This window comes from Neobacillus niacini (genome assembly GCF_019749295.1).
Taxonomy (GTDB): Bacteria; Bacillota; Bacilli; order Bacillales; family Cytobacillaceae; genus Neobacillus; species Neobacillus niacini_D.
This window is the reverse complement of sequence record NZ_JACWFG010000014.1, coordinates 38,487-60,258: the sequence shown is the minus strand read 5'-3', so window position 1 is coordinate 60,258 and position 21,772 is coordinate 38,487. Positions and strand designations below refer to the sequence as shown.

The 21,772-nt window shown below is 37.6% G+C and carries 19 protein-coding genes; 8 read left to right on the top strand and 11 right to left on the bottom strand.

Going from position 1 to position 21,772, the window contains the following annotated elements; genetic code table 11:
* Positions 1-11: 11 nt before the first annotated feature.
* From H0184_RS19795 to H0184_RS19785, 3 genes are all read left to right on the top strand, one after another.
* Positions 12-710, top strand: coding sequence for a peptidoglycan recognition protein family protein (locus H0184_RS19795; protein WP_221827759.1), 699 nt, complete (start codon positions 12-14; stop codon positions 708-710).
* A 122-nt stretch (positions 711-832) separates the two neighbouring features.
* Entirely contained in the window at positions 833-1,246 is a 414-nt protein-coding gene (locus tag H0184_RS19790) for a cupredoxin domain-containing protein (protein ID WP_221827758.1), read from the top strand.
* Positions 1,247-1,436: 190 nt separating this feature from the next.
* Positions 1,437-3,101 (top strand): peptide ABC transporter substrate-binding protein, encoded by a 1,665-nt coding sequence (locus H0184_RS19785; RefSeq protein ID WP_221827757.1) that lies wholly within the window; start codon positions 1,437-1,439, stop codon positions 3,099-3,101.
* Positions 3,102-3,443: 342 nt separating this feature from the next.
* Here the strand turns inward: H0184_RS19785 and H0184_RS19780 are convergent, their stop codons facing one another.
* The 3 genes from H0184_RS19780 to H0184_RS19770 are packed head-to-tail and all read right to left on the bottom strand — an operon-like array spanning position 3,444 to position 7,472.
* On the bottom strand, positions 3,444-5,261 hold the full coding sequence (locus H0184_RS19780) for an ABC transporter ATP-binding protein (RefSeq protein ID WP_221827756.1): 1,818 nt from the start codon (positions 5,259-5,261) through the stop codon (positions 3,444-3,446).
* A complete protein-coding gene (locus H0184_RS19775; protein WP_221827755.1) occupies positions 5,258-6,997 on the bottom strand; it encodes an ABC transporter ATP-binding protein in 1,740 nt (579 codons plus the stop codon). Before H0184_RS19775 ends, H0184_RS19780 begins: the two co-directional genes overlap by 4 nt.
* Before the next feature lie 10 nt (positions 6,998-7,007).
* Positions 7,008-7,472 (bottom strand): PadR family transcriptional regulator, encoded by a 465-nt coding sequence (locus tag H0184_RS19770; RefSeq protein ID WP_221827754.1) that lies wholly within the window; start codon positions 7,470-7,472, stop codon positions 7,008-7,010.
* Between the two features lie 272 nt (positions 7,473-7,744).
* On the opposite strand from H0184_RS19770, the gene H0184_RS19765 reads away from it, so the two are divergent.
* A complete protein-coding gene (locus tag H0184_RS19765; protein ID WP_396953609.1) occupies positions 7,745-9,196 on the top strand; it encodes a L,D-transpeptidase family protein in 1,452 nt (483 codons plus the stop codon).
* A 132-nt stretch (positions 9,197-9,328) separates the two neighbouring features.
* On the opposite strand, the gene H0184_RS19760 is transcribed toward H0184_RS19765, so the two are convergent.
* Both H0184_RS19760 and H0184_RS19755 read right to left on the bottom strand, forming a co-directional pair.
* The gene (locus tag H0184_RS19760) at positions 9,329-9,838 is read right to left on the bottom strand and encodes a DoxX family membrane protein (protein WP_221827753.1); all 510 of its coding nucleotides are present in this window, start codon (positions 9,836-9,838) and stop codon (positions 9,329-9,331) included.
* Positions 9,839-10,021: 183 nt separating this feature from the next.
* The gene (locus H0184_RS19755) at positions 10,022-11,017 is read right to left on the bottom strand and encodes a phosphatidylglycerol lysyltransferase domain-containing protein (RefSeq protein ID WP_221827752.1); all 996 of its coding nucleotides are present in this window, start codon (positions 11,015-11,017) and stop codon (positions 10,022-10,024) included.
* 285 nt (positions 11,018-11,302) lie between these two features.
* Between H0184_RS19755 and H0184_RS19750 the strand changes: the two genes are divergently transcribed.
* The 4 genes from H0184_RS19750 (at position 11,303) to H0184_RS19740 (ending at position 14,607) form a co-directional block, all read left to right on the top strand.
* Positions 11,303-12,622 carry a phytoene desaturase family protein gene (locus H0184_RS19750; RefSeq protein ID WP_221827751.1) on the top strand — a complete coding sequence of 440 codons (1,320 nt, stop codon included), beginning with the start codon at positions 11,303-11,305 and terminating at the stop codon, positions 12,620-12,622.
* A complete protein-coding gene (locus H0184_RS19745; RefSeq protein WP_221827750.1) occupies positions 12,588-13,451 on the top strand; it encodes an RNA polymerase sigma-70 factor in 864 nt (287 codons plus the stop codon). Before H0184_RS19750 ends, H0184_RS19745 begins: the two co-directional genes overlap by 35 nt.
* Before the next feature lie 247 nt (positions 13,452-13,698).
* Positions 13,699-13,938 (top strand): hypothetical protein, encoded by a 240-nt coding sequence (locus tag H0184_RS27770; protein WP_260631690.1) that lies wholly within the window; start codon positions 13,699-13,701, stop codon positions 13,936-13,938.
* Positions 13,939-13,953: 15 nt separating this feature from the next.
* Positions 13,954-14,607 (top strand): nuclease-related domain-containing protein, encoded by a 654-nt coding sequence (locus H0184_RS19740; RefSeq protein ID WP_260631689.1) that lies wholly within the window; start codon positions 13,954-13,956, stop codon positions 14,605-14,607.
* Between the two features lie 300 nt (positions 14,608-14,907).
* On the opposite strand, the gene rlmH is transcribed toward H0184_RS19740, so the two are convergent.
* The 6 genes from rlmH to walK all read right to left on the bottom strand — a co-directional run bounded on the left by rlmH (position 14,908) and on the right by walK (position 21,766).
* Positions 14,908-15,387, bottom strand: coding sequence for a 23S rRNA (pseudouridine(1915)-N(3))-methyltransferase RlmH (gene rlmH, locus H0184_RS19735; protein WP_221827749.1), 480 nt, complete (start codon positions 15,385-15,387; stop codon positions 14,908-14,910).
* Positions 15,388-15,680: 293 nt separating this feature from the next.
* Positions 15,681-16,913 (bottom strand): S1C family serine protease, encoded by a 1,233-nt coding sequence (locus H0184_RS19730; RefSeq protein WP_221827748.1) that lies wholly within the window; start codon positions 16,911-16,913, stop codon positions 15,681-15,683.
* Positions 16,914-17,038: 125 nt separating this feature from the next.
* Entirely contained in the window at positions 17,039-17,833 is a 795-nt protein-coding gene (locus H0184_RS19725) for an MBL fold metallo-hydrolase (RefSeq protein ID WP_221827747.1), read from the bottom strand.
* A 6-nt stretch (positions 17,834-17,839) separates the two neighbouring features.
* Complete coding sequence (locus tag H0184_RS19720) at positions 17,840-18,637, bottom strand: two-component system regulatory protein YycI (RefSeq protein WP_221827746.1); 798 nt, start codon at positions 18,635-18,637, stop codon at positions 17,840-17,842.
* Positions 18,624-19,946: a YycH family regulatory protein gene (locus H0184_RS19715; protein WP_221827745.1), complete on the bottom strand. Its 1,323-nt coding sequence runs from the start codon at positions 19,944-19,946 to the stop codon at positions 18,624-18,626. Before H0184_RS19715 ends, H0184_RS19720 begins: the two co-directional genes overlap by 14 nt.
* Positions 19,943-21,766, bottom strand: a complete 1,824-nt coding sequence (gene walK, locus H0184_RS19710; RefSeq protein WP_221827744.1) for a cell wall metabolism sensor histidine kinase WalK — start codon at positions 21,764-21,766, stop codon at positions 19,943-19,945. Before walK ends, H0184_RS19715 begins: the two co-directional genes overlap by 4 nt.
* Positions 21,767-21,772: the final 6 nt, after the last annotated feature.

The following is a 21,772-nucleotide window of genomic DNA, read 5'->3' as shown; positions in this document are numbered from 1 at the left end:
AGGAGAACAATATGAGGAAAAATCTTGTATTTACGATTGGAATTATTTTCTCCTTTACTTTCCTGCCTATAGCTCCAGTCTTTGCAGAAGAAGTACAGGGACAGCACATCTTAATGACGAAGGAAGAATTTAAGGATTGGCTGTACAACACCGAGGTAACCCGAGAAATCCGATTAATCCAGCAGCATCATACTTGGCTGCCATCCTATAAACACTTTACTGGATCCAATCATTTTCAGATGCTCCTGGGGATGGAGAATCATCACAAGAAAACAATGGGCTGGAGTAACATTGCCCAAAACATTACAACCTTTCCTGATGGGAAAGTTGCAATATCAAGACCATTAAACGACATTCCTGAAGGTACGATTGGTCAAAAGGCAAACTCCATTGGTATTGCTATCGAACATATTGGAAATTTTGATATCGGTCATGATGTTATGACAAAGGAACAAAAAGACACAATCATTTATATCAATGCCTTGCTATGTATTAAGTTTGGTTTAATCCCTTCTATTGACAGTATTACCTATCACCATTGGTGGCACTTGAAGACGAAAGAAAGAGTCTTAGATGCTGCAGCCAGCTATAATGTTAAATCTTGTCCAGGAACTGCCTTTTTTGGGGGTAATTCTACAGCCAGTGCCAAGAGTTATTTTTATCCATTAATATCAGATAAAATGGAGGAAATATTGGAGACGAATCAATAAACCTAATTTTTCAAATACTCCTGCATCTTCTAAAACTATTTTTTCTTGACTTAGGTCAAGGAAATGGATGAATTTATCCGTTAAATTTAAATAGTAAATCAAAGAGGAAAGGGAGAATCAAGATGATAAAGAAATTAGGATTATTATTATTAGCAGGTGCATTAACAGTTGGATTAGCAGCTTGCGGGGGATCTGATGATGAGGCAAAGAGTGCAGAAGCTAGTGAAGAAACCACTGCTGCTGATACAACAACAGCTTCAGATGTAGAAGAGTTTACGATCACTGCTACTAACTGGGATTTCACTTCTGATAAAGAGTTGACTATAAAAAAGGGTACAAAGGTTAAAATTAACTTAGTAAACGAAGAAGGAATGCATACTATTAGTAATGAAGACTTAGGAATTGACCTCAAAGCTGACACTCCTTCTGAGTTTACTGCAGACACAACAGGTGAATATGAACTAATTTGTTCTACTATTTGCGGTGCCGCCGATGACCATGAAGCAATGAAAATTTCTCTAAAAATTATAGACTAATATAAAAAAGTCCTGAATTTCAGGGCTTTTTTATATTAGTCTCCTACTCTATATCTAATAAATTCACTACCTAAATTATCCAACAATACTTTACAAGAAAACAAGTTAGTGAGTATAATCAATCTTAGAGTCTCAATTTTCTGTAGATATATAATATTCAGAATTAAAATTAACTTAGGGGGAAAAACGAATGAAGGTCAAACATTGGTTATTGCTGTTAACATTTGGTTTGGTATTAAGTGTACTAGCAGCCTGCTCCGGGGATGAGTCAAAAGAACCTGCCGGTACAGATGCAAAAGAAGAGGAAAAAGGGGAAAAGGTACTTAACTTTTTAAACCCAGAAGCGATTCCATCAATGGATCCATCACTGGCTACAGACGAATCTTCCTTTATCTATCTAGCAGCAACAATGGAAGGTTTATATCGTTTAGATGAAAAAACACAACCAACACCTGGTATTGCTACCGAACATAAAGTAAGTGAAGATGGTCTAACATGGACCTTTACATTACGCGAGGATGCAAAGTGGTCAAATGGTGACCCAGTAACCGCTCATGACTTTGTATACTCTTGGCAGCGTGCCGTTGATCCAGCTACAGCATCTGAATATGGCCCGTATATGATGAGTGGAGTAATTAAAAATGCAACTGCAATCAGCAAAGGTGAAGCATCTGTTGATCAATTAGGAGCTAAAGCTGATGGAGATTATACACTAGTAGTTGAATTAGAAAATCCAACACCATACTTTGAAACATTAACGACATTTGGAACATTCCTTCCATTAAACAAAAAGTTTGTGGAAGAAAAAGGCGATAAATTTGCGACTAGTTCAGAAAACTTATTAGCAAATGGCCCTTACACCATGAACAACTGGACTAGTACTGGTGATTCATGGGACCTGGCAAAGAACAAAGACTATTGGGATAATAAAACAGTAAAAATGGATAAATTGACTTTCAAAGTGGTTAAAGATCCTCAAACGGCTCTAGATTTATACGAAGAAGGAACAGTTGATCGAATGGATTTAACATCTGATCTTGTTGACCAGTTTTCAACAGATGATGATTATGTAGTTTCAGCAGATACATTTGTTTATTTCTTAAAGTTTAATCAAACAAAATCAGAAGCACTAGCTAATAAGAATATTCGTGCTGCACTTAGCAGAGCCTTCGATAAGGAAGCGTTAGTAGGTGAAATTCTTAATAACGGTTCTATTGCTGCAAACGGATTAGTTCCGAGAGACTTTACACCAATGCCTGAAACAGGTGATGATTTCCGTAAAGTAAGCGGCGACCTTGTAACGTATGACCTTGAAGCAGCTAAAGATTTCTGGGCAAAGGGATTAGAAGAGTTAGGTACTGACTCTGTTGAACTTGAGTTTCTTGCAGATGATGACAAAACAACTAAAAACTTAGTTGAATATGTTGCAAACCAACTCTCAACAAATTTAGAAGGATTAAAGATTAACATTAAACAAGTTCCAAAAAAGCAGCGTCTTGATTTAGATACAGCTATGGACTATCAGCTTCAGCTTACTAGATGGGGTCCTGACTTCCTTGATCCATACACTTACATGAACTTATGGATTACAGATGGCGGGAACAATATGACTGGATATTCCAGTGCAGAATATGACCGATTAGTGAGTGAAACAGCTACAAAATTTGCTACAGATAATGAAGCACGTTATGAAAACTTCTTAAAAGCAGAAAAATTGCTATTTGAAGATGCGGTAATTGCTCCTGTATACCAAGCATCTAGAGCACAATTGGTTTCTCCAAAAATTGAAGGTGTATTCATCAATCCATTCGGTGCAACTTACGAATACAAATGGGCAGATGTAGGGGAAGAGTAAAATCTTTCTATTATAAAAATAAGAGAGGGAGAAATGCCAAATGGTATTTCTCCCTCTCTTTACTTTTGGCTCTGTTATTATTCATCGTTGATTTTCGTGTAGGGGTGAGAATTCTTAGGCGGAGAATTTCCGGCTATTGTTTAAAGAGGAACTTATGAAGCAGCTATAAGCGGAGATATTCCGCTTAACTGCTATGAAAAAGACAAATACCAAGGGTTTGGATACAATAAGCGGAAAAACTCCGCCTATTTATAAGGAAATATAGGTATTTCCCAATTTAAACGGAAATTCTCCGCTTATTTTCCAAACACAGTGAAAACAACATTCAGTTTTAACAGAGCTTTATTTTTTAAACTGACTTTCATACATGTTGAAATAAAATCCTTTATTTTTTAAAAGCTCTTGATGTGTTCCTGTTTCAATTATTTCCCCTTGATGGATGACTAAGATTCGGTCGGCATTTTCAATTGTTTTCAAGCGATGTGCAATAATAAAGCTTGTTCTTCCTTGAGTTAGTGCATTGATTCCCTTTTGAATTTCAATTTCGGTAGTGGTATCAATACTGGATGTCGCTTCATCAAGGATCAATATATCTGAATTGGCTAATATAGCTCTGGCAATCGCTAATAACTGGCGCTGTCCCTGGCTTAAATTATATCCGCCTGACGTTATACTAGTTTGATAGCCTTTAGGCAAATGCTTAATATATTGGTGTGCTGACGCCATTTTTGCGGCAGTTATGACCTCTTCATCTGTTGCCTCTAAACGTCCATATCGAATATTCTCCATAATACTGCCTGAAAATAAGAAAGTATCCTGAAGCACTACTCCTACTTTTTTCCGCAGCCCGCTTATCTGATAATCACGAATATCCAGTCCATCTAGTTTGATCACACCCTCTGTTACATCATAGAACCTCATGAGTAGATTGATAATCGTTGTTTTTCCTGATCCCGTTGGACCTACTAGAGCAATCTTCTCACCTGGTTTTACTTCAAAATGGATATTTTTCAATATTGGTGTTTCCCTCTCATAACCGAAGTGGACATGGGAGAATTCAACATTACCTTTAAACGAATCTACAACAACCGCATTCTCCTTATCTATCATGTCAGGTGTTTCATCCATGATTTCAAATACACGCTCCGCACCCGCAATAACCGATTGAAACATATTCAAGAGGTTAGAAAGCTGTGCGATTGGCCTAAAGAATTGCCGGGAGTAAGTCACAAAGGCCGCAATAATACCAACAGAGGCTAATTCCTGAACCGTCATTACTGCTCCAATTGCAATAATTAAACAAAGTCCTAAATTGTTTATAAAGTTATTAACAGGGCCAAGGTATCCAGATACCGTATCCGCATCCATAGCTGATTGACGCAGACGTTCATTGATTTCAGAGAATTGCTGATTCATTTTTCCCTCTTTCCCAAAAAGCGTTACCACTTCGTTTCCTGAGATTGATTCCTCAATAAACCCGTTTAATTCACCTAAATCCCGCTGCCTTTTAATAAAGTGACTGCTGCTGTAGGTAATCAGTTTTTTTGTGGTAAAAACAATAAGCGGAATAACTAAAAGTGACACAATGGCCAATACCCAATTAAGTGAAAACATCGCAGCCGTTACACCTAAAAGCATTAGAATGGAAGAGAAGATTTGTATGATACTTTGGCTTAGAGCACTATTCAAACTATCAATATCATTCGTGACCCTGCTCATAAGATCGCCATGTGTTCGTTTATCAAAGAATCGTAAAGATAAGGTTTGAAATTTATCAAATAAATCCTGCCGCAAATTCCGTATCGTTTGTATCGAAACCCGAACCATCATAAACGATTGCAGCCAAGTAAACAATACAGTCGCGCAATAGACAGCTGTTAGGAGAACCAAAAACTTGATTGTTCCAGCTATATCCTTAGGAATGATATATTCATCAATAATAATCCCAATCATATAAGGACCAAGAAGACTCAACAAAGTAGAAACCATAACAAATACAATAGAAGCGATCAGCGCTGCTTTTTGTTTCTCCATATACAGCCAGATCCGTTTTATCGTTCCCTTCCAATCCTTAGCCTTTACCACCGGTCCGCTTAACCCTCTTGGACCGCGGACTTTATTCAAAAAATTGGTATTAGGCTCTGAGACAGGTTTACTCATCCGTATTGAACCTCCCTTCCACTCTGTGAAATATTTATATCGCTATAAACCTTACTATTTTTAATTAATTCTTCATGTGTCCCAATGGCTTCAAGTTTCCCATCCTTCATCACAAGGATTTGATCTGCCCCGCGAATGGAGGATATTTTTGATGAAATAATAAACACAGTCGCATCGGGATATTCCTTTCTAAGTTCCTGTTGTACTGCTGCCTCCGACAAGGCATCAATGGCAGAGGTTGAATCATCTAATATCAAAATATTTGCTTCACGGATGAAAGCACGCGCCATGGCTAACCGCTGTCTTTGACCTCCAGATAAATTTGCGGCTCCTTGCATCAGGTTGTAAGCAAATCCTTCATCAAGTCTGTCTATAAATTCACTGGCAGCAGCTGAATGCGCAGCTTGTTCTAAGTCTTGTTCTGTTGCTTCTTCTTTTCCAAAACGTAGATTGCTCTCAATGGATCCTGAAAACAACGTGGCCTTTTGTGGAACAAATCCAATTGCTGTACGGAGTTTCTCAAGGTATAAATCCTTTATGTTTACCCCGTCAACCAATATCTCTCCCGAATCTGGATCATACAGGCGTGGAATCAATTTAACAAGGGTAGATTTCCCGCTGCCTGTTGAACCGATAATCCCAATGGTTTGCCCAGGAGCAGCCTTGAAGGAAATATTTTGAAGTACATAATTCCCATTTTTACTATAGCTGAAGTTCACATCTCTAAATTCTACTTCCCCATTAAAGCAATCCATAGCAGCCGGCTTATTTGGTTCAGTAATATCAATTTCTGTGTCAAGAACCTGATTAATTCGTTCAGCAGAAGAAAAAGAACGCGCAATCTGCATTAATACATGACTGCTGCTCATTAATCCATTCATCATAATGTTTAAATAATTTATAAAAGCTAAAATAACCCCGACTTGAAGGGTGCCTTCATTTACCTTTATGACCCCCATCCATAGCCCGGCAATCATTCCTATATTTACGATAAACATCATAATAGGCATTAGAGTTAAAATTAGCTGTTCAGCTGTCATATTTCTCTTCATTAATAAATCATTTACAGTTTTAAAATGGTTCTTTTCATAATCCTGGCGATCAAAAGCCTTTATCACCCGAATTCCTGCTAGCATTTCTTGCAGCTTCGTATTCACCTGATCCATCGCCTTTTGTACTTTCAAAAAAAGTTTTCCCGACTTTACTGAGAAGAAATAGATACAGGCAACTAGAATTGGTATAACAACAAGCAGCACTGGAAATAGTTCTCGGGCAGTGACCCAAACAATGACAACAGACCCGATAAACAACAACGGTCCCCGAATAAACATACGTAATGTCATAATGACAGCCTGTTTAAGTGTCTCAACATCACTGGTCGCGATGGTAATTAATTTACCTGTACCAAATGAATCTGTATTTTGATTTGAAAACTGTTCCATTTTTTTAAACACATCACGGCGAATATCTGTTGCAAAATGAACAGCAGATTTTGCAGCATATATTGAGCTCCCTGCCCCCCCAATAAGCCCAATAATCGCACTTAGCAGCATCAGCAGACCAAGTTTTATGACATAGGCATTATCTTGATTGACAATGCCTGTATCAATCATCTTCTGCATGATCGTTGGCTGCAGCAGATCCATTAGCACTTCTACACACATTAAAAGCGGTCCGATAATAGCAAAGAACTTATATGGCGCCATATAGTGCAGTAACTTTTTCATGGCTTTCATGCATTTCTCCTTACTTCGTACTTTTGTTTTTTAAACGTTGTGTCATTTCATCGATAAAGGCGATCAGTTCAACTACACTTTCTTTATTCCCTCTTATTTGCTTTACTGCTTTTCGAAATTCTGCCTCCCACCTGTCCATTGCTTCCTTTAATTGCACCGATTCATCAGACTTTTTCCATATCATTCTCTCTTTCCATTCCACCCAAAAATCGCCTTCCTTATGTAAAGCTATTTCTTCTAAGCGGCGCTTGCCTTCTTCATTGATGGAATATACCTTCTTATCTGAGTCCGCCTCCAGTTTTATTAAATGTTGGTCCACTAATTCTTGAAGTGCGGGATAGACTGTTCCAGCACTTGCTGAATAAGCACCGAGGGAGCGTTCTTCCAACTCCTTCATGATTTGATACCCGTGCATGGACTCTTCCTTCAACAAATGCAGTATAGCTATTTGAACAAAGCCTCTTCGTCTTTTCATTTTATTCCTCCTTACTTATATCGGTAATTATAATCGATATATCGTTTATATACAATCGTAAGTAGACCGAAAATATTTTATAATCAGATAATGAGCATATTTTCCAAAATTTTGTTAAAATGCATTTATATTTAATTATAAAAATTACATATAACGACAAAGTTTATGCATTTCTATCTAGTAGAATGGTAATGAAAGTTATATAGTAAGATAGGATAATTGGAAACTTTGATAAAAGCTAAATCTGGTGTCAAAGGTATGTGGAGGGGAACATTGTGGGAAATATTGCAGAGCAGCCAATGGGGGAAATGAATTACTCACATCATAAATCAGTAAAGTGGTATAAAAATTGGAAATTCATCACCATAGCTATCATTATTATGATTGCACTCCTATTAGGAGCCATAAGCTATTATCAAGCAAACCATTTTAATGGTAATAAGACTATTAATGGCATAGAAGTTAGTGGTTTAACTGCTGACGAAGCACTAAAAGCGCTGCAAACATCTGTTTTGAAAAATGAAATCTATATTGGAGAGCAGCAAATTTTAGATGGAGAAGATATTCAGTTGAGCTATACAGAAAAAGAGGATCTGCCGGCAATTAAAAAACTACTAAAAAGTCAGTGGACATTTTTCCCTTCTTTTAAGGAAAAAAACTATACATTACTGCCAGATCAACAAGACAATTATTTAAGCAGTGTGCTGAAAAGTGAACTAGAGCAGAAAATCAACTCACTGAATCAGAATTTGCAAGCACCGAAAGATGCACAGGTAATTCTTAAACAAGGTAAAGTAGAGATTATAGATGGCATCGATGGGACACAATATGATGTTACTAGTCTATTAAAGGAATATGAAAAGCAAAAGTATTTAGGTGAGATTCACCTGAACCCAGTCTTCATGAAACCTGTTAAAAAAGACAGTGAGATTGTCACTAATGCAGAGAAAAGGCTGGAGGAGCTCCTGCAGCATAGTGTCGATTATAAGGTACAGGATAAGGTTTATTCTTTAAAAGGCAGCGATTTTATCAAAGATGCTTCTGTGTCTGCCGATATGAAGGTTACGATAGACCCAAGCCATTTCAAAACGAAGATTAATGAAATTAATGATATTCAATCTACATTAGGTAAAGATTTTTCCTTTAAGACCCATTCAGGTTCCGTGATATCGGTTAAAGGACAGGGGTACGGCTGGGCGCTTGATGTAGAAAAGGAAACCTTACTAATTCAAGAAGCTTTTGAAAAAGGAGAGAAATTGGTTTCTGCTGCGAATATACATGGAAATGGCTGGAGCAATGAAGGCTATGGCTATGAAACTACGACGAACAATGGAATCGGTAACACCTATGCTGAGGTTTCTATTAAAGAGCAGCGTATCTGGCTATATAGGGATGGAAATTTAGTTCTGACAACCAATGTGGTTACAGGTAAACATAGTACGAAAGAGGATACTTCTCCAGGTGTATGGTATGTATTGTTCAAACGTACACCATACACACTCAAAGGAAGCGCAGTTGGTAAAGCCGATTATGCTGTCGAAGTAGATTATTGGGCACCATTTACAAACAGCGGGCAAGGCTTCCACGATGCTGGCTGGCGGACAAATTGGAGCAGCAATGCCTATCTTACAGGAGGTTCCGGCGGGTGTGTCAATGTTTCCCCTAGTATGATGAAAGCCGTTTATGACAATCTAAGTGTATACGAACCCGTTGTTGTCTATTAAAGAGGTATACGATAATCAGACCATAACAAACAAGAGAGGGAGAATGCCATATATGGTTTTCTCCCTTCCTTGTTTTCTCTTTTAATTGAGCTTTATTCCTGAAAGGCCTATAGCCCTGTGATATCCTTACCATTAATTTGCAAGATACTTCTTTTTTGTAGAAATATGCTTTTTTATGTATGGGATAACAAATCTATCTAGGCCGTAATAATACCTGCCTTTTCCAATAAATAATAGAATCATTGCTATAGCAAAAAACTTTGAATCTGGTCCTGATAATCCAATCCCCGCCAAAATAAAGTTAAGATTCATGAAGGCACCGCCAATTAATGCTGGTATTGTTGCTAACCCTAATAATAATCCTAAACCAACAAGAAATTCTCCCCAAGGGATAAGGATGTTAAAAAACTCTGTATTTGGCAGCACAAATCCTTCGATAAAACCAGCATACCATCCTTGAACGTTCGAATGCTCTCCTCTTGCATTTGCAATTGTGCCTTCTAAAAATCCACTTACTTCAAATCCAGAGTTAATTTTATCATAACCCGCTTCTATCCATTGAAGCCCTAACCATATTCGTAATATAGTCCATACGATTGCCATTTTTGTCTCTCTTATATGTAGTAATCCTAATTTTATCATGATATTCTGCTCCCTTTAACTTTTATACGCTAATCTTAACGAGCCAAAACATCTTTTACCTTGATTTAGGTCAATATTAGGAGTTGTTTTACTGTGGAATATCAAACAAGAAAAACACCTTAAATCCGTTTAAGGTGCACACTATATTTAGCAATTTAACGAGCAAAATACAATTTTCATAGTTTAGTGATCATTAGAATTTTTAAGGTAAACCCGATAGCGGTTTAAACTTAATTCTGGTCTAAACCGTTCTTTGAAGAACCTTAACCCTTTATCTCCTAAATCACTGCCGTCATTCATGTATTCAATAGAGAAATTGACCTTATAGCTTTCTTTTGCCAATTCACATAAAAGCAGCTCCGCTAGTCCCTCAACCTTATGGTCACCTTTCCTTAAACACGCCCAGGATTGACCTGTTGGCAAACAACCTCCTGATGTCATACCAACAATTTGGCCATCAATTTCAACAACTAAAACCGTGTGGTCCAACTCATCTGGGTGCTGTAGGATTTCCTTAAAGTACGTACCATCAAATATGGATTTATCTTGCTCGCTTTCCCAATGATTATTAAATTCCATTACTTTATGGTAGTCGGTATCTGCTTTATATTTTCGAATAATAGCTTGAGGATAATTACGATGAAATTTATTGATCTTTCTGCGGACGTATGCGAATTCCTTTCCAGACAAGTTGATGAGTTTTTGAACACTATAATGCCTCTCAACCCCTATTAGCTTCTTAGGGTGGAAACATTGATCAAAATTCTCGGAGGATTGTAAAAATTGCAGTTGGGCTTCGTTAATAGTCCGGATTCTGCTATATCTCTGATTTCCCGTAAATTTATTAAACTTAGAGCAGTATGATATGCATTTATATAGAACTTTAATGACATGTTCTGCATCTCCTTTTCCAAAAGGCAGACAAACAAGAGAAAGAAATAGATGTTTCACATTATAAAAAAATGGTACTAACATACCATCAATGATTTTCCAAACAGTTTTCCTGTTTCTAGACTGTGAAGATGCCCATAGGTAAGCAAAGTTAGAGGACCAGACCGTGGCTGGATATTCGCTTTCCTTAATAAACTGATCAAAAAGAGGTTTGTCGTTAAGGCTGATTACATTGAACAGCCATTTGCCAATGAGTATATTTTTTGGATTTTTATTAGGTTGATTCATTTTCCTCCCCCCTAGGAGTACCTTGTCTTTAATCCGTTCAAATATTTTATGAATCTCCAACAAAAAAAGGGCTGATTTATATCCTCATTAAGTCCTTTTCAACGATTTGTAATCTTTTATATCATATGAAAGGAAATTTTGAATGTATTGGACAGGTATACTGGTAAGGCACTCAACTTTTTGACGGATAGGATAATAACCACGGTGATAAGTTTCACCGTAACGTGTCACATTTATCAACCTATTTCGTCTTGGATTATGAAGTAACAATTAGGAGGTTATCTTATGACTCAAAGCTGGGATATTGTCATTGTTGGTGGCGGATTAGCAGGATATGTTGCAGCCGCTTATTTATCAAAAACCAATTTGTCTATTACACTATTAGAAAAAGGAAAAAGTCTTGGTGGAAGGGCTAGAACAAATAAGGTGAATCAACAATATTTTAACCTTGGTCCTCATGCTCTTTATAAGAAAGGAAAAGCCAAGTCCATTCTCGAAGAAATAGGTATTAGTCTTCGCGGAAAATCACCCAAATTAAGTGGAATAATCGTTGAAAATAATACTGAATATACTGCTCCATTTTCTCCTTTAGAACTTTTTACAACTCGTCTCTTTACTACAACTGAACGTATGGAGTGGGTAGGTGTTTTGCTAAAAATAATGAGTACAGAACCTGAAAGATTAGCAGAGCAGACATTTCAACAATGGGCCAGGCAAGTTGCCCCATCTAAAAAAGTAAGGTCCCTGCTCTATACTCTTGGCAGACTGGCAACCTACTGTCATGCTCCAGAAAAAATGAGTGCAAAAGTGGCGATAACCTGTTTAAAAAATGCAATGGGGGGCGTACTTTATCTAGATGGTGGATGGATGACAATGATCAATCAGCTTCATCAAAATGCCATCTCCTCAGGTGTTCACGTTCAACCACATCGTTTTGTAAAACAAATGGAACCCTCCCAACAGGGCCAAATGAAATTAATTCTTTCAGATGGCGAGGAGATTCTGGGGAAGTATGTCATTTGTACAACTGGCCCACATGAACTAAATGAAATGCTAAGTAAAAAGATAGAGTTTCCCCAGAGGGAATTTTTATCTCACATGATACCAGTTCGAGGGGCAACATTAGATGTTGCTCTAACACAGCTGCCTAACCAAAAACAACTTTTCGCTATGGACACCACAAAACCTCTCTATTATTCAGTCCACTCAAATTATGCACGCCTTTCAGATGATTCAAGAAATGCCATTCTTCATGTATTTAAATATCATCATCCAGATGAACACATAGACGGAAGTACCATTAAATATGAGCTTGAACGATTCTTAGATAAGCTGCAGCCAGGCTGGCAACAGCATGTCATTTCAAAACGTTTTATCCCTAACATTACGGTTAATCAGCGCCTGCCTCAAATTGGGGATGAAGGCATGTTACAAAGTTCTAAAACAAAAATTCCAGGATTATATATAGCTGGGGACTGGGCTTCGCCGGATTCCATTTTAGCGGAAGCTGCCATCAGTAGTGGAAAACAAGCAGCTGAAGAAATTACTTTGAATGAAAGGAGGAAGAATCATGCAAATCACGAAAGAAGACTACCAGCTATTTAAACCATTGTTATTTTCATTAGGGTATCGAATGTTAGGTTCAGTAGCAGAAGCAGAAGACATGGTCCAAGAAACTTTTCTAAAAGCTTACCAAGTAAGTGATGAGAATATAAAGAATAAAAAAGCATATCTCTGCAAAATATTGACCAACCTGTGTCTTGATTTCTTTAAGTCTGCACGGTATAAACGAGAACAATATGTGGGACCATGGAATCCCGAGCCGCTATTACTAGAGAAATTGCATGCCTTAGACCCAAGTGAAATGGTCATTCAAAAAGAGGGGTTGAGTATTGCCTATCTACGTATGATGGAACATTTAACAGCGGATGAGCGAGTTGTCCTCCTTCTAAGAGAGGTGCTCTGTTTCTCATACTCAGAAATTGCTATTATGATTGAAAAAAGAGAAGAAAACTGCAGAAAGATTTTTAGCAGGGCTAAGCAAAAAATCGCAGATGTAGAAGATGAAAGTTTAAACTATGAGAAAAACAAGGCAATCATTAACCGCTTTATAGAAGCGTTCCAAATGCAAAATACAGAAACATTATTAGAACTAATTTCAAACAATGTCACACTATATTCCGACGGTGGAGGAAAAGTTAATGCTGCAATACGCCCAATTGTATCTGCTGCTAACGTAATGGCCTTTATATACGGAATTATAAAAAAAGCCCCTGTAGACTCATACTTTGAAATAAAAAGTATCAACTATCAACCAGCAATCGTTATATACATGTATGGCAAGTTTCATAGTGTCCTAAGTTTTTATATTCGTAATGAAAAATTAACCGAAATTTATATAACAATAAATCCAGAGAAATTACCTATTTCATAAAGAAATATGGAGGATCACCTGAAATAAAACTGTCCCTAGAGAACCAATAATACTGCTCTTTAGGGATGAACTTTTGAGATATTCAAAACCTCACTTACTTATGGTAAGGTTCACCCCACCTATTATACCGGCAGTTTTTTTATAAAATTGCATTTGAAAATACCTGTAATTATTTAACGGAATATTCACACCCATCTGTTCAATTTTTTTATAAAATAGACTTAGGAAAGTTGAAAGGAAGTGGATTATGCTACTTAGAGGAAGAACAGAATCAGATGAATTGTTGAAAATGCGATCATTAAACACGCGGATGAAGTTATCACAAGAAGAAAAGTTTTATTATTTCAACCTGGAAAAAGGTTATGAAGGTGAGGTGGAATTTGACCGTAAGGCAGAAATTCTTCAAGAAGATAGATATTTCATCAATGACTTGCTGCTAAAAATAAACCATTCCTATTTTCAAATTGATTCAACGCTTATATCATAGGATGTGATTCGTCTCTTGGATGTGAAAAACTTTGAAGGAGACTTTTGTCTGGAAAGTGATCGATTTTACTCCGTTAAAACCGGTCGCGAATATAAAAATCCAATCGATCAATTAAACAAATGTACATCACAATTCCGCCAGCTGCTCCGGGACCTCAAGCTTAACTTCCTCGTTGAAGCTTCCGTAATCTTTATTAACCCCGAATTTACGTTATACAATGCGCAAATGGACCATCCCATTATACTTCCAAATCAGGTTAACCGGTTTTTAAAAGGAATAAATACTTCATCATCAAAGTTGAATGAAGGGCACGAAGAATTAGCCAAAAAATTGCTATCATTGCATCAAACTAAAAGTCCATTTTCACAGGTACCTAACAATCAATATGAGGAGCTGGTTAAGAAAATTTATTGTAAGTATTGCAATTCCTTTTTGGTTTCTTTACAAAACCATAATTTTATTTGCGAAAAGTGTAGGGGGCATGAAAAGACCGAAGATGCCATTTTGCGGAATGTGAAGGAATTACAGCTACTATTTCCTGAACGGAGGATTACGACTACAGCTATTTATGAGTGGTGCAACGTCGATTTAACAAAAAGGACATTTTGCAGGGTATTAAAGAAAAACTTAACCCCGATTGGAAAAACAAGTGATTGCTATTATATATGAATTTTGTTCTGCTGGAGGATCAACATTTCTTCGGAGGTAATCACACTTTTTTTCTCTTCCTTGTCCGAACTTGACTCGGCTTCAGACACTATCTTGCCTTTTCAGCTCTCCCTTGTCCGAAGACCCCACGACTTCAGTCACTATCTTGCCTTTTCAGCTCTTCCTTGTCCGAAGACCCCACTGCTTCAGACACTATCTTGCTTTTTCAGCTCTTCCTTGTCCGAAGTCAGCTCAGCTTCGGACACACTCTCTCTTTTCAGCTATTCCTTGTCCGAACTTGAACCAATAATAAAACCGCTTCTACTTATGGTACGGTTCTCCACGATTAATTCGATAAGCTCGATAAATTTGCTCTACGAGAATCAGCTTCATCAATTGATGAGGGAAGGTCATTTTTGAAAAAGAGAGATGTTCGTTCGCTCGTTTTAGTACCTCATCACTCAACCCCAATGATCCGCCAATAATAAATGCTATTTTACTCTTTCCGTATGTTGCTAATTTATCTAACGTATCCGCAAGCTCCTCAGAGGATTGCATTTTCCCATTAATGGCCAGCGCAATTACATAGGTATCCTGGCTAATCTTAGCTAAAATTCGTTCTCCTTCTTTTTGCTTCACTTGCACCATCTCAGATTCACTTAATTCCTCTGGCGCCTTTTCATCTGCCACTTCAATGACTTCCACTTTTGCATAAGCATTCAATCGCTTTAAATATTCTTCAATTCCCATTTTTAAATATTTCTCTTTTAATTTTCCAACCGTAACAATCAAGATATTCACAATCCACAACCCTCTTTTTTATGTTACAAACAGTTTACAAACAAGTTATCCACAGAAGTTATCCACATATTCACAATTTTTATCCACATCTTGTATGGAATCATTTGTTCGCCACAATATATACATCGTTATTTCGACACTATTCACAGCCTGTTGATAAGTTATCCCCAATAATTCCCCCGAAATGTAAACGTTCCACTTTATCATTATTATTTACTACCTCAACAACTTCATTCAGTTTCCTATCATAGCATAAAAAAACAGAAAGGCGTTAAAACCTTTCTGTTTATATATTAGGATTGATCCTCAGCTAATGTGATTTTAGTCGTTTTCAACTTACCTTCTCGATAATACTTGATCTCCATTTGATCGCCAATTTTTGTCTCTTGATATAAATGCTTTCTAAGATCAATGACGTCGTGGATGGTTTCGCCATCCATTTCAACAATAACATCGAGTTCTTGTAATCCAGCCTGTGCGGCTGGCGAGTTAGGTATAACCTGACGCAATGCTACCCCGTAGGTAATATCTCTAGGTAGTTTCAATGCTTCCTCTTGATAATAACCGGGAATTTCAGCCACAGACTTCAAGTCCACTCCCATATATGGACGCTTTACCACACCAAACTGCTCAAGGTCGTTAATAATTGGTTTTGCATAGTTAATCGGAATGGATAACCCAATTCCTTCAACAGCGTTTTGGGCAATTTTCATGGAGTTAATGCCCACTAGTTGTCCAGCAATGTTAATGAGTGCGCCGCCGCTATTACCTGGGTTAATGGCTGCATCTGTTTGCAATACCTCTGCATTCCAATCCATAATTCCGTCTTGATTGATGTCGACTGGAATGGTTCGATTAATCCCTGAAATAATTCCTTGTGTTACGGAACCAGAGAAGGTGGCACCTAGCGGGTTACCAATTGCCATAACAGGCTCGCCCATTTTTAGTGCCTCTGAATTGCCAAATTCAGCGACCTTTTTAATCTTGTCTGCACTAATTTCTAGAACAGCTAAATCCGTCCATATATCGCCGCCCATTAATTTAGCAGGAATCTTTGTACCATCATTTAAAGTGACCTCTAACTGTGTTGCACCTTCAACCACATGCTGGTTGGTTACAACATATGCTTTAGCTCCGGCTTTTTTATAAATAACACCTGACCCTGTTCCTGCAGGGTCTTGTTCGTCACCGGACTCATCGGACCAAAAATTAGAGTTTTGAATATTATTAATGCCAACTACTGCATCTGCAGCCTTATCAATGGCTTTAGTAGTATCGGTATTTACATCGTATGACACCTGCTGTTGAATAAAATTATCCTGATTATTATTGTTTTCATCAGCAGACTGGTTATGATTTGGCTGTACATTGTAAGGAAGAAATCCTTGGTTAGATAATGCTGGAATTGAAATAACAACTAGCATTGCCCCAAGTATTGCACCGACAATACTGGCAAAAAAGAATCCGCCTCGTTTTCCTTTTCTATTTTGGTAGCGCTCCTGTGAATGATCATCATAATAACCCATTTTCACCACTCCCTTTCGTAAGCAATTAATTTATATTTTGGCTTATACTTACAATAATACTCTTTCCAAATCTATTTTATAAAAAAAAGGACAAAGATACCAATGAGATATCTTTGTCCTTATCCTTACACAGCTGTAAGTATCGTTGGAACTTTAGGATCTGTATCGTAGAGGTCAAACTGCTCGCCGACAATCAATCCTTGGCTTTGCAGGGTTTGTGCGACCGACATCCTAGCTAAGTCCTTCATATTATTATCTAAGCTTAAATGTGCCAGATACACTCTTTTTGTATTGTCTCCAATTACTTCACTCATCGCTATCGCTGCATCTTCATTTGAAACATGTCCAAGGTCACTCAGTATTCTCCGTTTGATATTCCAAGGATATCTTCCCATTCTTAGCATTTGTACATCATGATTGGACTCAAAGATATAGGCATCTGCGTTAGAGATAATTCCTTTCATCCGATCGCTGACATAGCCCGTATCCGTAATCAGCACCAATTTTTTACCGGAGTGATGAAAAACATAAAACATAGGCTCTGCCGCATCGTGCGAAACACCAAATGATTCAATATCTGTAGCACCAAAGCTTTTTACACTCTCAGTGCTAAAGATCATCTTTTGTTCCGTTGGTATGTCGCCAACTAACCGCTCCATTGCCCTCCAGGTATTTTCATTTGCATAAACAGGCAGCTTATATTTACGTGCCAGCACCCCAATACCTTTAATATGATCACTGTGTTCATGGGTTACAAAAATTCCTGATAATTTACTAATATCACGATCTATATGTTGAAAGAATGCTTCCATTTGTTTCCCGCTAAATCCTGCATCTACGAGAAAGGAGTGCTCGTCTGACTCTACATAAAGCGAATTCCCCGTACTCCCGCTCGCTAAAATGCTATAACGTAATGACATACTATTTCACTCCTCGTCCCTAATTTCATCGCTGTTAAATTCTATAATCTGTCCTTCTAGCGCGTTCACATATAAACTTTCGTTATCATCCACCACAAAACGCCATGTCGGTGCTAAAGCCTGCGAAGCGGAAAGCTGAATTAATGTTGAATACCCAAGTTCAACCTTTGTAATCTTGGTTTTTGGCTTTAGAACACCCTTTTGATGGAGGGTTTCCAACGCCTTCAAAGGAGGGAGGATTTCTTCCTTATCTGTCATTTTTACAATATCCTCTAAAAAGGTTTGTTCATAGGATATAATTTGGTTCTTATCATCAATATGAAAAGTAATTCTTCCGCTTAGATTTTCATATAAGGTCATATTCCCATAATGCTGCGCATAAACAAGCGTATTTTTTTTATCATCTTTCTTCCAAAATTGATACTGATCTCCATACAAAACATTATCCTTAATAAAAGGAGTCAGCTCAGCAGCTTCAAACTCTGTATCTAATTGAATCGGCTTATCGATTTTCACTTGAAGTGTCGTACTGGGTTCCTTTAGAAGAGCTGTTTGCCCTTTCAGCTTTGTAAGATCATCCTTGGTAAACATTTTTGGCTTTGCACTAAGATACTGATCTTCAATCGGCGCCTTTGGCATCTCTTTATAACGTATTTCATCTGCTTCCAGCTTTTCCTCAAATTTGGCCTCAGTAATGACTTCATATTTATTCGCATCTCTTACCTTCATAAACTGAAATAAAAGATAAACATCTAGTATCAAAAACGTTATGATAAAAATAGTCTTTATCTTACTCCAATCCATGTAACACGCCCCCTAGGTCTTCCTTCGTGATTTGTCCCCATGTCTGGTTATACCGATAAAACCAAGCAGGCTCTAGGAGGATCAATTTATTTTCATCATTTTCCCTTGTCATCTCGTAACCTAAAACAAGTTTTTCGAGTAATTCTGGTTTAAAATTCTTTCTGCTTTTAAGATATCCCAATACCTCTGACCCTGAAGGGAGGGTTACACTTACCATTTCTGTCGTTAACGGAAGCTCTAGCGCAATATTGGGCCTGACATATCTGGTGATCTCATTTCTGCCCCATACTTCTCTAATCTCTGACATTCCATTGCTATTAAAGACAGGGTATCCATCCATATTATACAGACGAAACTTTACAGATTTCCTCTTAACATCCTTTTCAACATAACGATAGGTGTCTGTCCATCCTCCATGACCGTTAATAAAATCAATACTTCTCATTAACAAATCATAAGCATTATCTACATAATCAGACTCTCTAGTTGGGTTAACATAGTTCAGCATATTGGTATCGTAATTAACGGTCATTTTACTCGAAACATCACTAAATTCCTCTACCCCTGAAACGGTGCCCCTTTGTACGAAACTCGGGTCGCTGAACAATGCCTCTTTAAATGCATCAGAGTTTAAAACCACCGGCAAATAGGTATATTCCATCATTTCTAACTCTCCATCAGGAATAAAAACAGTCCGCTGCTCTGTTACTTCATAGGCGAAATAACGTTGATACTGATCTGCCCTTTTAAAAAAGTCACGGTTGAATTCATTCAATAATGCAGGAGAAATATGACTCATATAAACCTGTTGAAAATCAGCAGAAATAAAGTATACTGTTCCATTTCCCTTTTCAGAATTATTAACATCAATAATAATGCGGTTAAAATTAAACGCAGGAATTCTTTTCTCTTCAAATTTCAATACACTTCGATAAATATCTATTGGAATATCCGTTGGAAAGACAAGTTCGGCATTGCCGCTTCCATGGACTAGTTCCTTTATATCCTCCACTTGATCTGAGTAATCCTTAACATCATAGATGGACCATTTCCTAATTTCACTCATAATCTCATTAAGCTCAACGGCATTCGTTGTTCCATAATGCTGCCCATTACTATGAAAAAGCATTAAATCTGGTCTGATGATCTCATGAAGTTCACGTTTTTCTTTTAAAGTAACCTCTGGAACATTATTACCATTTTCCATCAGGTCAAATTTAGGCTGGTACGTCCAAAGATTCCAGGTTAATACAATACTAACCATAATGAGAATTGTTAATATGACTGATTTACTGCTTTCGTATTTCATGACCATTCATCCTCTTCAGATTGCTCATATGGTAGTGAAAAGGATATCTCCGTGCCCTTTCCTTCTTCACTTACAGCCCAAATCATGCCTCCATGAACGTTCACCATTTCTTTTGCAATGGCCAATCCTAACCCTGTACCGCCCAATTTTCTAGTTCTTGCTTTATCTACGCGATAAAAACGATCAAAGATTTTTCCGATGTTCTCCTTTGGAATTCCCATACCTTCATCTGAAATACTGACTATAACCTTTTCCTCTTCCTCTTTTATCGAAAAAGTAACCAGGCCGCCTTCAGGAGAATATTTAAGTGCATTGGAAATTATATTGTAAAGTACCTGGGTCATTTTATCTTCGTCTATTTCTACAAAAATAGCATGAGTTGGCAGTGATCTTTTAAAACTAACATTTTTGCTTTTTGACATTTCAAATCGGTCAATGATACGGTGAAAGAAGTCTACAAAATTCACCCATTCCTTAGAGAGGCGATAATCTGTGCTATCTAATTTGGAAAGCTGCAGAAGGTCATTAACCAAACGGATCATTCTTTCCGTTTCTGTCCGCGTTACCTCTAAAAAGTTAGGAGCAATTTCTTCATCCTTCCACGCACCATCAGCCAATGCCTCTAAGTAGCTTCGCATGGTGGTGAGCGGTGTTCTTAACTCATGCGATACATTCGCAACAAACTCTCTTCTTTCCGCATCAATTTTTTCCTGATCGGTTATATCGTGAAGAACAGCAATCAAGCCATTCACAAATCCAGTCTCTTTTTGAATAACTGAAAAGTTAGCACGAAGAATATAAGGTTCCTTTTTCGTACTATAATCAAGAATTAACGAATCACTTTCCTCTAATAGATCTTCAAAGGTGTTTGTATCACTTAATCCTAATAAAGAGAGTATTGGCTGCGAGAGAACTGTTTCACGTGAAACATTCAGCATCTCTGCTGCTGGTTCATTGATCAAGATCACCCTGCCTTTTCGGTCAGTCGCAATCACTCCATCTGTCATATAAGATAGGACAGAGGAAAGCTTTCTTCTTTCTCCCTCAGTCATAGCTTGAGCTTCTTGCAGCTTTTTCGTTAGATTGTTGAAGGTAACAGCTAATGTCCCTATTTCATCCTGGCCATATACTCTAACCTTGCGCGAAAAGTTCCCTTTCGCCATGGCTAATGCCTGCTTCTTCATATCCGCGATGGGTCTGGTAATCGTCTGAGCCAGAAGGATCCCTAAAATAGCGGTAATCGCTAAGGCAATACCTGTACCAGTTGCAAAAATACCATTTATAGTTTTCATTTGCGTAAATACATTTTCAATCTTAGCTTCTAAATAAATGGCTCCAATAACAATATTACCTGACTTTATTGGAGTGGAAAGAACCCATATACGATGGCCGCCCTTTTGAGCTATTCTGATACTGCTCGAATCTTCCCCAAGATTAATGGACTGTGTAATCCGAAGTTCTGTTGTCCTTTGGCCAACCACGCCTTGGTCAGCGTCAGAAGTTCCTAAGATCTTACGAGACTTCGCGTCTATCACCCTAACTTCAAAAATATCAGGAGATTCAAAATCTCGAAGAATTTTTCTAATTTCATCTTCGAGGGTCGGATCTTCCGGGGTTCTTTTCTTTTCCATCTCTTCAACCACATTGTAGGCTAGTAAATTGACGCGTTCTTTTATTGAAGTTTGGAAATTTGTCCGCAATGTTTCTTCGAGCTGCCTGACAAAATAGACGCCAATAATCTGCATCGCAACCAATATGAGCAGTACATAGATAATAACGAACTTTACATGTATGGAACGAAAAAAACTAACTTTTTTCATGTAGAA

Excerpts from the sequence above, each read along its gene's own strand:
- H0184_RS19795 (WP_221827759.1), top strand. The coding sequence starts at position 12 with ATGAGGAAAAATCTTGTATTTACGATTGGAATTATTTTCTCCTTTACT.
- H0184_RS19790 (WP_221827758.1), top strand. The coding sequence starts at position 833 with ATGATAAAGAAATTAGGATTATTATTATTAGCAGGTGCATTAACAGTT.
- H0184_RS19785 (WP_221827757.1), top strand. The coding sequence starts at position 1,437 with ATGAAGGTCAAACATTGGTTATTGCTGTTAACATTTGGTTTGGTATTA.
- H0184_RS19780 (WP_221827756.1), bottom strand. The coding sequence starts at position 5,261 with ATGAGTAAACCTGTCTCAGAGCCTAATACCAATTTTTTGAATAAAGTC.
- H0184_RS19775 (WP_221827755.1), bottom strand. The coding sequence starts at position 6,997 with ATGAAAGCCATGAAAAAGTTACTGCACTATATGGCGCCATATAAGTTC.
- H0184_RS19770 (WP_221827754.1), bottom strand. The coding sequence starts at position 7,472 with ATGAAAAGACGAAGAGGCTTTGTTCAAATAGCTATACTGCATTTGTTG.
- H0184_RS19760 (WP_221827753.1), bottom strand. The coding sequence starts at position 9,838 with ATGATAAAATTAGGATTACTACATATAAGAGAGACAAAAATGGCAATC.
- H0184_RS19755 (WP_221827752.1), bottom strand. The coding sequence starts at position 11,017 with ATGAATCAACCTAATAAAAATCCAAAAAATATACTCATTGGCAAATGG.
- H0184_RS19750 (WP_221827751.1), top strand. The coding sequence starts at position 11,303 with ATGACTCAAAGCTGGGATATTGTCATTGTTGGTGGCGGATTAGCAGGA.
- H0184_RS19745 (WP_221827750.1), top strand. The coding sequence starts at position 12,588 with ATGCAAATCACGAAAGAAGACTACCAGCTATTTAAACCATTGTTATTT.
- H0184_RS27770 (WP_260631690.1), top strand. The coding sequence starts at position 13,699 with ATGCTACTTAGAGGAAGAACAGAATCAGATGAATTGTTGAAAATGCGA.
- H0184_RS19730 (WP_221827748.1), bottom strand. The coding sequence starts at position 16,913 with ATGGGTTATTATGATGATCATTCACAGGAGCGCTACCAAAATAGAAAA.
- H0184_RS19725 (WP_221827747.1), bottom strand. The coding sequence starts at position 17,833 with ATGTCATTACGTTATAGCATTTTAGCGAGCGGGAGTACGGGGAATTCG.
- H0184_RS19720 (WP_221827746.1), bottom strand. The coding sequence starts at position 18,637 with ATGGATTGGAGTAAGATAAAGACTATTTTTATCATAACGTTTTTGATA.
- H0184_RS19715 (WP_221827745.1), bottom strand. The coding sequence starts at position 19,946 with ATGAAATACGAAAGCAGTAAATCAGTCATATTAACAATTCTCATTATG.
- walK (WP_221827744.1), bottom strand. The coding sequence starts at position 21,766 with ATGAAAAAAGTTAGTTTTTTTCGTTCCATACATGTAAAGTTCGTTATT.